The sequence below is a fragment of the Micromonospora sp. NBC_00860 genome, assembly GCF_045207375.1.
In the GTDB taxonomy this organism is placed as follows: Bacteria; Actinomycetota; Actinomycetes; order Mycobacteriales; family Micromonosporaceae; genus Micromonospora; species Micromonospora vinacea.
Map to the genome: position 1 here is coordinate 6,371,191 of NZ_CP108825.1, position 11,858 is coordinate 6,383,048.

Annotated in this window: 12 protein-coding genes and 1 tRNA gene; 5 read left to right on the forward strand and 8 right to left on the reverse strand. The window is 71.1% G+C overall.

The genetic code is table 11. The features are described 5' to 3' along the window. Positions 1–34 precede the first annotated feature (34 nt). Both OH804_RS29385 and OH804_RS29390 read left to right on the forward strand, forming a co-directional pair. A complete protein-coding gene (locus OH804_RS29385; protein ID WP_406060829.1) occupies positions 35–814 on the forward strand; it encodes a phosphodiesterase in 780 nt (259 codons plus the stop codon). A 7-nt stretch (positions 815–821) separates the two neighbouring features. Continuing rightward, on the forward strand, positions 822–1,562 hold the full coding sequence (locus tag OH804_RS29390) for a histone deacetylase (protein ID WP_406060831.1): 741 nt from the start codon (positions 822–824) through the stop codon (positions 1,560–1,562). Here the strand turns inward: OH804_RS29390 and OH804_RS29395 are convergent. Then, complete coding sequence (locus OH804_RS29395) at positions 1,486–2,283, reverse strand: alpha/beta fold hydrolase (RefSeq protein ID WP_231392448.1); 798 nt, start codon at positions 2,281–2,283, stop codon at positions 1,486–1,488. The genes OH804_RS29390 and OH804_RS29395 overlap by 77 nt on opposite strands. Positions 2,284–2,562: 279 nt before the next feature. On the opposite strand from OH804_RS29395, the gene OH804_RS29400 reads away from it, so the two are divergent. Beyond that, positions 2,563–4,269 (forward strand): bifunctional metallophosphatase/5'-nucleotidase, encoded by a 1,707-nt coding sequence (locus OH804_RS29400; protein WP_406060833.1) that lies wholly within the window; start codon positions 2,563–2,565, stop codon positions 4,267–4,269. 390 nt (positions 4,270–4,659) lie between these two features. Here OH804_RS29400 and OH804_RS29405 read toward each other — a convergent pair whose 3' ends face one another. Continuing rightward, the gene (locus tag OH804_RS29405; RefSeq protein WP_406060835.1) at positions 4,660–5,943 is read right to left on the reverse strand and encodes an MFS transporter; all 1,284 of its coding nucleotides are present in this window, start codon (positions 5,941–5,943) and stop codon (positions 4,660–4,662) included. Positions 5,944–6,093: 150 nt separating this feature from the next. On the opposite strand from OH804_RS29405, the gene OH804_RS29410 reads away from it, so the two are divergent. Continuing rightward, positions 6,094–6,567 carry a hypothetical protein gene (locus OH804_RS29410; RefSeq protein WP_406060837.1) on the forward strand — a complete coding sequence of 158 codons (474 nt, stop codon included), beginning with the start codon at positions 6,094–6,096 and terminating at the stop codon, positions 6,565–6,567. Positions 6,568–6,626: 59 nt separating this feature from the next. Here OH804_RS29410 and OH804_RS29415 read toward each other — a convergent pair whose 3' ends face one another. The 6 genes from OH804_RS29415 to OH804_RS29440 form a co-directional block, all read right to left on the reverse strand. Further along, positions 6,627–7,451, reverse strand: coding sequence for a class I SAM-dependent methyltransferase (locus tag OH804_RS29415; protein WP_406060839.1), 825 nt, complete (start codon positions 7,449–7,451; stop codon positions 6,627–6,629). A 140-nt stretch (positions 7,452–7,591) separates the two neighbouring features. Further along, the gene (locus OH804_RS29420) at positions 7,592–9,040 is read right to left on the reverse strand and encodes a hypothetical protein (protein ID WP_406060841.1); all 1,449 of its coding nucleotides are present in this window, start codon (positions 9,038–9,040) and stop codon (positions 7,592–7,594) included. Next, on the reverse strand, positions 9,037–9,555 hold the full coding sequence (locus OH804_RS29425; RefSeq protein ID WP_406060843.1) for a SigE family RNA polymerase sigma factor: 519 nt from the start codon (positions 9,553–9,555) through the stop codon (positions 9,037–9,039). Before OH804_RS29425 ends, OH804_RS29420 begins: the two co-directional genes overlap by 4 nt. A gap of 90 nt (positions 9,556–9,645) precedes the next feature. Beyond that, positions 9,646–10,023, reverse strand: a complete 378-nt coding sequence (locus OH804_RS29430) for a hypothetical protein (RefSeq protein WP_406060845.1) — start codon at positions 10,021–10,023, stop codon at positions 9,646–9,648. Positions 10,024–10,131: 108 nt separating this feature from the next. Further along, positions 10,132–10,208, reverse strand: a tRNA-Pro gene (locus tag OH804_RS29435). A gap of 186 nt (positions 10,209–10,394) precedes the next feature. Then, entirely contained in the window at positions 10,395–11,288 is an 894-nt protein-coding gene (locus OH804_RS29440; RefSeq protein ID WP_196920153.1) for a metallophosphoesterase, read from the reverse strand. A 25-nt stretch (positions 11,289–11,313) separates the two neighbouring features. Between OH804_RS29440 and OH804_RS29445 the strand changes: the two genes are divergently transcribed. Next, positions 11,314–11,769, forward strand: coding sequence for a GatB/YqeY domain-containing protein (locus OH804_RS29445; RefSeq protein ID WP_030328082.1), 456 nt, complete (start codon positions 11,314–11,316; stop codon positions 11,767–11,769). Positions 11,770–11,858: the final 89 nt, after the last annotated feature.

Consider the following 11,858-nt stretch of genomic DNA (forward strand, 5'->3'; position numbering starts at 1 on the left):
AGCGTGGAGCACCCCGGCGCCGAGGAGGCGAGCCATGCTCATCGCCCAGCTCAGTGACCCGCACCTGACCACCGGCCTGCTCGCCGCCGAACCGGCCGCCGGGTTGCACCGAGCGCTCGGCCGGGTGCTGGCGTTACGACCCCGACCGGACTGCGTGGTGATCAGCGGCGACCTGGTCGACCACGGCCAGCCCGACGAGTACGCGGCGCTGCGCGAGGTGATCGGCCGGTTCCCGCTGCCCGTGCACCTGGCCACCGGCAACCATGACGGCCGGGAGTCCCTGCTCGACGCGTTCGGGGGCACACCGTGGCTCGGCGGCGGCTTCTCGGCCTACTACCACGTCGACCACGAGGCCGCGACCGTCGTGGTGCTCGACTCGCTCGTCCCCGGCAGCGACGGCGGCCAACTCGGCGAGGAACAGCTCGGCTGGCTCGACGGGGTGCTGGCCGGGCGGCCCGAGGTGCCTGCCCTGGTCTTCCTGCACCACCCACCGGTCGCGGTCGGCATCCCCGCCGCGGACTCCATCCGACTCGCCGACGGGGACGCGCTCGCCGAGGTGATCGGTCGACACCGGCACGTCGTGCGGGTCGGCGCCGGCCACCTGCACCGCCCGGTCACCACGGCGTACGCCGGCACGGTCCTCACCGTGGCACCCAGCACGTGGAAGCAGAGCACGCTCACCATGAGCGCCGACGAGCAGATCGGTTGGGTCACCGAGCCCACCGCCTTCCTGCTGCACGCGGTCGAGGCCGGCGGCTGCGTGACCCACACCGTGCAGGTGAGCCACTCCGCCGGGCAGACCTGCGGCTTCTGAGCGCGTCATGCTGGTCTGGTACGTCTCGTACGGCTCGAACATGCACGCCGCCCGGCTGGCCTGGTACATCGATGGCGGCTGCCCACCCGGCGGAAAGCGGACGTACCCGGGCTGCCGCGACCGGCGTCCACCGAGCCGGTCGGCACCGGTGTCGCTGCCCGGCGGCATCTACTTCGCCGGCGAATCCGGTGCCTGGACCGGCGGCATGGCCTTCTACGACCCGCAGCTGCCAGGCCAGGCCGCGGCCCGCGCCTACCTGGTCACCCTGGAGCAGTTCACCGACATCGCGGCCCAGGAGATGTACCGCCCCCCGGGCGACACCGCCGACCTGATCCCGGCGACCGGCGCGGCCATCGACGCCGCCGTCGCCAACGGACGGGCCACCCTCGGCCCGGGACGGTACGAGACGCTGATCTGCCCGGGCAACCGCGACGGCGTTCCGCTGCTCACCTTCACCGCCCCTGAGGGGGCGTCAGCCGTACGGTGCCGGCCACCCGCGCCGGTCTACCTCGGCATGATCGCCCGGGGGCTAAGCGAGTCGCACGGCTGGCCGGCCGAGCGGATCGCCACCTACCTGGCGGCCCGGCCCGGCGTGCTGGGTGCCTGGCCCCTGGACGCCGTAGCGGCCCTGGTCGACGAAGCGCTGGTCAACGGTGCCCCAGTGCCGCCCGTCAACCGAGCAGGAACTCGCGCAGCGCGGGCGCCAACGTCGTCGGCGGCACGTCGTGATAGCCGCCGTCGAGGCTGACGGACCGACCGCCCGGGACCGCCTCGGCCGCTGCCCGACTCGCGTCCCGCAGCCACTGTGGACTGCCGGTGCTGTCCAGCCCGAGGGTCGGCGCGGTGATGGACGCCAGCCGGTCCACGGGGAGCCGCCCTCCGGCGGTGATGATCGAGTCGTACACCAGGGTGTGCGCGACTGCCGTCAGCCCACCCCACATCGGTTGCGACCGCATCCCGGTCACCTGGTCGGCCGGCAACCCCACAGAGGCGCTGAGGAAGGTCTCCACCGCGCCGTCCCGGTCGTCGGCGGCGATCAGCTCGATGAGCTGCGGGGTGATGTCCTTGCGGACGCCCACGTGCGTGCCGACCTGGAACGGTGGCTCGAACATGACCAGCCTGGTCACCGGCAGGCCCTGCGCGGTGGCGAGGGAAGCGAGGACGGCCCCGGAGGAGATGCCGTAGACGGCGGCGGAACCACCCGCCGCCGCGATCAGGGCGGCCAGGTCGTCGATCTCGCGGCCGACCTCGTACGGTGCGGTGTCGCCGCTGAAGCCCCGACCCCGGCGGTCATAGCTGAATGCGGTGAAATCCGGTGCCAGCGCAGCAGCCAGGTCACGGGTCGCGCCGCGGTCGCTGAACGCGCCGCCGACCAGGACGACCGCCGGCCCAGCGCCGGACCGCTCGAACGCGATGGGTGTGCCGTCGGCCGATCGCACCTGCTCCGCCACCGGTGTCGTTCCGCTCACGATGCCGCCCCCGATCCTCGTTGGTCGTCCCGTCCTTTCTAGACCCTGGGTCCGACACTGTCTGGCAGACAGCGTTAAACGGTGATCGATAGCGGCCTCGACGTACGCGCTGCTCCGATGTGCTGCCCGGGTCGACCGACCGGCGTGCGGATGAGAGGCTGTCAGGGCGGGGCCATGCTCAACCACCGCCATCCGCGACCCCTTCGACGGCGTCCGTCGGAGGCCCCGGTCGACCCAGAGGCCGGGGCACCGTACGCGCCGATTCTCACAAGGAGATCCATGTTCATACCCGGGATGCGTCGGGCCGCCGTTGGCCTGACCGCGCTCGCGGTGGCCGCTTTCGGCGCGGTCGCCACCAGCCCTGAGCAGGCCGACGCCGGGCCGAAGCCGGTCGACGTCACCCTGCTCGCCCTCAACGACTTCCACGGCAACCTCGAACCGCCGACCGGGTCCAGCGGCACCATCGCCGGGCAGACCGCGGGTGGCGTCGAGTTCCTGGCCACCCACCTTGCCGAGCTGCGTGCCGCGGCCAAGAAGAAGAACACCATCACCGTCGCCGCCGGTGACCTGATCGGCGCGTCCCCGCTGCTCTCCGCCGCGTTCCACGACGAGCCGACCATCGAGGCGCTGAGCATGGCCGGGCTGGACTACGCCAGCGTCGGCAACCACGAGTTCGACGAAGGTGCCGCCGAGCTGCTGCGGATCCAGAACGGCGGCTGCCACCCGGTGGACGGCTGCATCGACGGCACCCCGTACCGGGGGGCCGGCTTCCAGTACCTGTCCGCGAACGCCTTCAAGACCGCCACCGGCAAGCCGCTGATGGCGCCGTACGCGATCCACAAGGTGCAGGGCGTCAAGGTCGGCTTCATCGGGATGACCCTGGAGGGCACCCCGCAGATCGTCAGCCAGGAGGGCGTCGCCGGCCTCAGCTTCGCCGACGAGGCGGACACCGCCAACCGGTACGCCCGTGAGCTGCGCCGCAAGGGCGTGGAGACGATCGTCGTGCTGCTGCACGAGGGCGGCGCCCAGGCGTCGACCGGCGGCATCAACGACTGCGTCGGCATGACCGGGCCCATCGTGGACATCACCAACCGGATGGACCCGTCGATCGACGTGGTGGTCAGCGGGCACACCCACCAGGCGTACAACTGCGACATCAACGGCAAGCTGGTCACCAGTGCCAGCTCGTTCGGTCGCCTGGTCACCGACATCGACCTCAAGATCGACCGTCGGAGCGGGGACGTGATCTCCGCCGCCGCGAACAACGTCGTGGTCACCCGCGACGTCGCCAAGGACCCGAAGCAGACCGCGCTGATCAACCGGTACAAGACGGTGCTCGGCCCGGTCGCCGGCCGCCAGGTCGGCGTGACCAGCCAGGCGATCAGCCGAAGCCAGGAAACCCTCTTCGGTACGAGTCTGGGCGAATCGCCACTGGGCAACCTGATCGCCGACGCGCAACTCGCCGCCACCGACGACGAACAGAACGCCGTCGCCGCCTTCATGAACCCGGGCGGGGTCCGGGCCGACCTCGACGCCGGCCCGGTCACCTACGAGGAGGCGTTCACGGTCCAGCCGTTCGCCAACAACCTGGTGACACTGGACCTGACCGGCGCGCAGCTCTACTGCGTCCTGGAGCAGCAGTTCGTCACTGGCCGGACCCTGTACCCGTCGGCCACGGTGGGCTACGTGGTCGACCCGAACGGCACCACCGGTACGGTCGCCGACCCGTGCGCGGGCACCCGCGTGGTCCGGGGCAGCCTCACCCTCGGCGGCACCGCCGTCGACACCGCCGCCACCTACCGGGTGACGGTGAACAACTTCCTGGCCGGCGGCGGTGACGGCTTCAGCGCCCTCACCGGCGGGACGAACCTGGTCACCGGCCAGATCGACCTGGACGCCTTCGTGGACTACCTGACCGCCCAGTCGCCGGTCTCCGCGCCGACGCTGGACCGGATCCGCACCACCGCCGAGGTCCCCGCCGCCTGACGGCCGACCCCGCGATCACCGGGCCCCGGAGCACCAGCTCCGGGGCCCGACCCGTCCCCCGACACCGCCGCGCCTCGCGCTTGCCCGCGCGCCGCCCCGCGCTTGCCTCGCGCTTGCCTCGCGCCGCCCCGCGCTTGCCCGCGCGTCGCCCCGCCCCCGCCCGGCAAGGTCACGCTCGAACATGGATGTAGTGGTGTCGAGGGCGCCGCGATGCCACTACATCCAGGATCGAGCGCGATCTTGGTGCCCAGCGAGATCAAGACCCGCGCACCATCGAGAAGGCAGCAACATCGGGGGTGTTGCTGCCTCCCGCGCGCCTGAGGCAGCAACATCCGGGAAGTTGCTCGGATCTTGGTCCGGGGTGCGGGGTGCGGGGTGCGGGGTGCGGGGTCAGGCCGGGGTGGGCGCGGGGGCGGGGGACGCCGGGGCGGTCGTCACGAGGCCGTCCTGCTCGGTGGTGAGCAGTCGGCGCAGGGAGAGCGCTACCAGCGAGGCGACCAGGCAGCCGCCGACCACTGTCGCCACCCAGACCATGCCGTTGGCGGCGCCGATGAGTGGGCCGGCGGTCACCGGGCCGATCACACCGCTGATTCCGAAGATCATCGAACTCATCGCGTTGTACCGGCCGCGCAGCTCGTCGGTGGCCAGCGCGTTGGTCAGTGCGGGCATCACCGGGGACAGCATCGTCTCGCCGAAGCCGAAGATCGCCGAGCAGAGCACCACGCACAGGGCGGCCAGCACGGCGTTCTCGCCGCTGACCAGGCCGGCTGCGCCGAGGACCAGCCAGGCGATGGCGAACACCGCCCCGACCACTGCCAGTGCCCGGGTGCGGCTGCGGCCCTCGATCCGGCGGATCACCAGCAGTTGTGCGAGCACGATCATCACGGTGTTGGCCGCCAGCGCCCAGGCCACGACCCGGGGGTTCACCTCGGCCACCCGCACCGCGTACGCGGCGAAGCCCACCTCCACCTGCGCGTACCCGCAGGTGGTGAGGATCAGCCCGAAGATCACCAGCCGGCGGAACGGGCGGTCACGGAGCACCGTCAGGTAGCCGCCGGCTGACGGCTCGTCGACGCCCCGGCGTTTGCCGAGTCGGTGACCCACCCCGGGAAGGGTGAGCAGGATCAGCGCCGGCATCAGGTAGGTCACCGCGTCCAGCAGGTAGATCGTCTGGAAGGTGCCGGGCCGGGTGGTGTCGACGATCGCGCCGGAGGTCATGCCACCAATGCCGATGCCGAGGTTGAGCAGGGCGAAGTTCAACCCGAAGACACGTTGCCGCTCATCGTCGTCGGTCAACGACGCGAGGATGGTGTTCTGCCCGGACCAGATCGCCGAGCTGCCGATGGCGATCACCGTCATCACCAGCAGAGCCGAGCCGGTGGAGTGGACAAGCGCGAGCGAACCGGTGCCGATCGCCTCGATCACCAGGCAGGGCACCACCACCCGACGGGCGCCGATCCGGTCGATTAGCGTCCCGCCCAGCGGCGACAGGGCCAGGGTGACCACGCCGTACCAGCCGATGACGAGCCCGGCGCGGGTGTCGGTAAGCCCGCGCACGTCGGTCAGGTAGATGAACAGGAACGGCAGGGTCAGGCCCCGCCCGATCGCCGACAGCAGGGTGCCGAGGAGGATCCGGCGAGCTTCCGAACGGCGGGGCAGGGCACGACGCAGCATGCCGGCATTCTGTTCGGTGGGTCTGACGCCGCGCGAACCCTTTTGGCCACGCCTCGCGGTCACCGGGACCGTCAGGTGACCAATCCCACGTTGATCCACTCGCCGTGATCACGGGCGGTCGGTGTCCGCCGGGTCTGCGATGCTGGCTCGATGACCGGCACCTGGCGACATCTGCCCGCTACCGCCCGCGCCATCGCGGTGACCGCCACGGCGGCCGTCGTTGCCGCCCAGGCCCGCGACGGTCAGGCGTACGACGAGGCGGTCGGCGGTCTCGCCGCGGACGAGCGGTCCGGCCTGGTGCTCGGCGCGGTGGTCCGGTTGCTGCTGGAGGAGAGCCACCCGGACGGGCTGACCGGCGACGACATCCGCCAGGTGTTGACCCACTGCGTACAGGAGTCGACGCGCTGGCGAACGGACGTCGACCCGCACGTGGTGCTCGTCCTGCTGGCCGGCGCGTTGGGGGTGTACGACCCCGAGGGCGACGAGTCACCGCCGGACGCGGCGGCTCTGGCCCGACACGCCCCGCTACTGGTGGCCGACCTGTTGGCGGCGACCAGTGTGCCGTTGGACGACTACCTGGCCGCCGCGTTCGCGGAGATCGAGCGCACCGAGCGACAGGACTGAGTTCGAGCGCAGGACTGACCGGCCCGCGCCACCTCGAAACAGCGTGGCGCGGACGTGCGTCAGGCCGGGTCGGGGGTCCGCCGCGCCACGACCTCCAGGTACTCCGCCGGGACGCGGACCGTCGCGTCGGTTGCGCGGTTGTGCGCGCGAACCAGCTCCACCAGATCGGCGTACAGGTCCGGTCGTCGTTCCTCGGGCAGCGCCTCGAACGCCTTCAACGTCGGCCCGTAGTTGGCCCGGAAGAAGTCGGCGAACTCCTCCGGGGTGCCGAAGCGGAAGACGAACTCCCGGCGTACCGCCCGCAGTTCACCCACTCCCGCACCGAGCAGTTCGCGGACCCGGCCCTCGTCGCCCCACTCGACCGGCGGGCGCAGCCCCGCTGGCGGCGGCACATGCCGCCCCACAGTGCGGAACAGGTCGCCGATGAAGCCCTGCGGCGTCCACGACGCCAGCGCCACCGTGCCGCCGGGCCGGCAGACCCGGACCAGTTCGGACGCCGCCCGCTCCTGGTCCGGCGCGAACATCACGCCGACGACGGAGAGGACCGCGTCGAAGGACCCGTCGGCGTACGCCAGGCGCTCCGCGTCGCCGGTCACGAACGTGACCGGGAGTCGTTCCGCTGTGGCGCGGGCCTGGCCCCGTCCCAAGAGTTCGGGTACGTAGTCGACGCCGGTCACGACGCAGCCGCAGCGGGCGGCGGCGATGGCGGCGTTGCCGGACCCGGTCGCCACGTCGAGTACGCGGGCACCGGCCGACAGGTCGGCGGCGGTCACCAGAAGTTCGGAGATCGGGTGGATGAGCGCGGCGACAGCGCCGTAGTCACCGCTGGCCCACGTCACCTGCTGGCGTGCCTTCACGGCGATGAGATCGGGTGCGATGGTCATCGGTGGTCTCCCTCGGACGGTGTGATGTGCCGCTGACGTTAGGGCTGGCAGCACCCGAGGGGATCGGTAGAAACACCTATATTGGCAGCTGAAGGCGGGTCGGGGGTGTCAGCTAGGCGTCACCGGGTCGGCGGGCGCTGTCAGTCCTGGTTCCAGGTGTTGGTTTCGGTTGTCCGCTGTGCACCCTGCTTCGCCACCTGACCGCTGGCAATTGTCCGGCCGGACCCGTCGAGCGCCTCCACGACGAGGCCCGCGGTGGGACGGGGCACCTGCATGGCCGTCCCGGATCCGCTGACGGCGCTCCGCGCCACCTCCTGCCCGTCGCGCAGGACACGCGCCGTGGTGGCGGCTGCCGGCGTCACCACGAGCAGGAGCTGCTGACCCTCGCTACCGCCGGTTTCAACGCCGATGGGCACGGCCAGCACGCTGGCGGGATCGGTCGGGTCGGCCGTCGTGGTGAAGGAGGTGCCGGTGCCGAGCACGCCGTCGGACCGTGGCTGATCGGGGGCGATCGACACCTCACCGATCCAGTCGCCGCCCACAGTGGGAGCAGCCAGGACCGTCACCTGGCCGTCCTCCACCGACGGCTCTCCAGCGTTGGACGACTCGTCGGTCAGCCAGGTAGGCAGGCCAGCAACGTGCCCGCCCCACACCACGCTCGGAAGGGCGGTCAGGCGGTAACCCTCCGACTGGGCGCACTGGTACACCAGATCCCGGGCACGTTGCTGCTCGACACTGCCGCGTACGCGGGACATTGCCGTCGCGAGCTGAGCGTCGGTGATCGGCGTGGAGGCCAACGAACCCGGCCCGGGCGTTATCTGGCGAGTCACCCCGCCGCAGTCGACTCGCCACCACTCGGGCCGCTGGGTGCGCGCCGTACGGATCAAGTAGGACCCGGTCGGCTCCGGCACCCACCGGAAGGTGTTGCCGTCGGGCAACGGTGAGCTGAGTAAGACACATCCGGCCGGGGCGATCGCCACGTGTGCCGCTTGCGGACCATCCACGGCCAGGCTCTCGTAGGGTTCCAGAGCGTCGCTGACTCCCCGGACGGCGGCGGTGCTGGCCAGTTCCTGGGCGCTGGCACCTTTGTCGGCGACCAGCCACACCGCGGCGCTCGGCCAGCCGGTGCCCGGATCGGGCTGGTTACGGACGAAGGCGGCGAGCGCGACCCGCTGGCCGTCCACGTCGTCGGCGAAGAGGACTTTCACCCCGCTCACCGGCACCGTCAGGCGGGAGAACTCTCCTCGGCGTTGGGCGGCCAACAACTGTTCAGAGAGCTGACGTACGTAGTCGCTGTCCCCGGCGACGGCGCCGCGCGGAGGCGACTGGAGGAGTCGGTCCGACCACGCCATCACGGGTGCGACGGACTCGGTCGGGTCGGCCGGCAGTGGCTGCGTCGTCCGGCCCGGGCTGGCGAGGGCGAAGGCCGTGCTTCCCACGGAGACCGCGAGGACCAGAACCAGGCCGCCGAGGCGTCGCTGCCGGCTCCGTCGGTATCGCGCCCTCGCTCGGCCGTACGGGTCTGGCTGCGGGGTCAGTGTGCTGCTCAATTCGGCCAGGGCTCGGCTCAGCTCATCGTCGACCGTCATTGTGCTACCCCCGTCATCTTCGTCGTCCCGGTCGGTGCTGGATCAGCCGCCAGCGCCAGACGCAGGCGAGCCAATCCTCGTGATGCGCGGCTCTTGACCGACCCGACCGAGCAGCCGAGAGTGGCCGCTACCTCCGCCTCCGGCAGATCGACCACGTACCGGAGCACGATCACCGCACGGGTACGAGGTGTCAGCTCCTGCATCGCCTCGTAGAGAGCGCGCCGTTCGGCAACCGTCTCGGTCATGTCCCGGGTGGGCCGCTCGGGGAAGAAGAACGTCAGCACCTCGTGCATCCGGTGGCGGCGCCAGACGCTGATGTGCTGGTTGATCATGACTCGCCGCAGGTAGGCCATCGGATCGTCGACCCGCCGCCACCGACGCATCACCTTCACCAGCGCGGCCTGCACCAGATCCTCTGCATCCTGGGTCGAGCCGGTGAGGTGGTACGCCACGCGCAACAGATCCACGTAGCGCGTCTCGACGAACTCTCGAAAATGCTCGTCGTCAACTGCCATGAGCCCCCGCCTCGATTGGTTACCCCTCACGACTCCGTCGAGGGCCAGAAGGTTGAAGGCGAGAGCCGGTTACCAGTCGAGCCGGCCGGCCTAAACCCAGATCAGGAACACGATCGTCGCGACCACCCCGGTGACCGCGACCAGACCGGCCGCCAGGGCCGCACGAGGCGAGTTGCGCCCGCGCAACTCGAAAGCAGCCGTGATGGTGAACAGCAACGCGAACACTTCACCTGCGGCGAGACCCAGCAGTCCGATGAAGCTCAGCAGACCCTCGACCATGTCCCGGCCAAGGAAGATCAGCCGGGCGCTGTACGCCGCTCCCGCCCAACACACCGTCGCCAGGCCCGCCAACACGTACACGGCCAGAAAGGAGACGGGGGTGGCGCGGCCGGCCTGCGGGGTCGCAAGGGGCGTCCCTGCCAGGCCGTCGGGCGGGATCCACGGCGCAGGCGTCTGAGGGTGGGTCATACAGGCGGACGCTAGCCACGCAGCCGTCGCACGGGAATCGGTCGACAGGGCTTGCCGGGGCAGACAAAAAGGCCAGGTGAGAGAAGATCTCACCTGGCCTTTTACCTCTGGTCGGGGTGGCCGGATTCGAACCGACGACCTCTTCGTCCCGAACGAAGCGCGCTACCAAGCTGCGCCACACCCCGAGGCGTGCCGACAAATAGTAGCCCACCCGCCCGGATGGTCAAACTCGGTACCCCCGCCGCCCCGGCCCCGCCCGGGGTAGCCAAGATCCGCACAACTGCCGGGATGTTGCTGCCTCACGACGGGCCGAGGCAGCAACATCCCTGATGCTGCCCGGATCTTGAAGCGGAGCGGCGGCGGGGTGGCGGTCAGCGGGGGATGAGGGTGAGGATGCTGGCCTCCGGGGGGCAGGCGAAGCGGACCGGGGCGGTCGGGTGGGTGCCGAGGCCGGCGGAGACGTGCAGCCAGGAGTCCGAGCCCGGCCACCGGTGCAGACCGCGCGCCATCGAGCGGGGCAGGCCACAGTTGGTCACCAGCGCCCCGAAGCCCGGTACGCAGACCTGACCACCGTGGGTGTGCCCTGCCAGCAGCAGCCCGAAGCCGTCCGCCGCCATCTGGTCGAGCACCCGTGGTTCGGGTGAGTGCGTCAGCGCGATGGATAGGTCCGCCGAGGACGACACCGCGCCGGCCACTGACGGGTAGTCGTCCCGGTCAATGTGCGGGTCGTCCACGCCGACCAGGTCGAGTTGTCGGCCGCCAGCCTTCAGCGTGGTCCGGGCGTTGTTGAGGTCCGCCCAGCCGGCGCCGGTGAAGACCTGACGCAGCTCCTCGTAGGGCAGCTCGACGCCTTCGGTGTACTCCCGGTCGGGCAGGAAGTAGGTGAAGGGGTTCTTCAGCACCGGCCCGGTGTAGTCGTTGGAGCCGAACACGAACGCGCCCGGGTAGTCCAGCAGCGGTTGCAGGGCCCGCAGCACCCCGGGCACCGCGCCCGGGTGCGCCATGTTGTCGCCGGTCACCACCACCAGGTCGGGGTCGAGGGCGGCCAGCGACGCCACCCAACGCTGCTTGCGCGCCTGGTCGGGCATCATGTGCAGGTCCGACAGGTGCAGCACGCGCAGCGGCTCCGCGTCGGCCGGGAGCACCGGCACGTCGTACCGCCGCAGGGTGAACATGTTGCGCTCGACGAGCGACGCGTACGCGAGGGTGGCCGCGCCGATCGTGGCGGTTCCGGCGGCGAGCCGGAATAGTGTGCGCTTTCGCATGGCGTTCAGGGTAGTTTGACCGTCCATGAGCACGCTGAAGGACCGCCTCACTGCCGACATGCGTTCCGCGCTCAAGGCGCGCGACGAGCTGACCACCTCCACGCTGCGGATGGCCCTGGCCGCCGTTGGCACCGCCGAGGTCGCCGGCAAGGCCAAGCGCGAGCTCACCGATGACGAGGTGCTCGCGGTGCTGACCAAGGAAGCCAAGAAGCGTCGGGAGGCGGCGACCGCCTTCGCCGACGCCGGCCGCGCCGAGCAGGCCGCGAAGGAGAGCGCCGAGGGTGAGGTGCTGGACCGCTACCTGCCCAAGCAGCTCTCGGACGCCGAGCTGACCGAGCTGGTGTCGGGGGCGCTCGCCGCGGGCGGCTTCACCGGCAAGGCCCAGATGGGCCCGGCGATGAAGGCGGCCCAGGCTGCGGTGGCGGGCCAGGCCGAGGGTGGCCGGGTGGCCGCCGAGGTACGCCGACAGCTCGGTCTCTGACTCAGCGGGTCAGCGGCGCGCAGGACGTTGCGCTGCCGCTCGCTGGTCCCGGACAGACGAAACGGGCGGGCACCCGAGGAGGGTGCCCG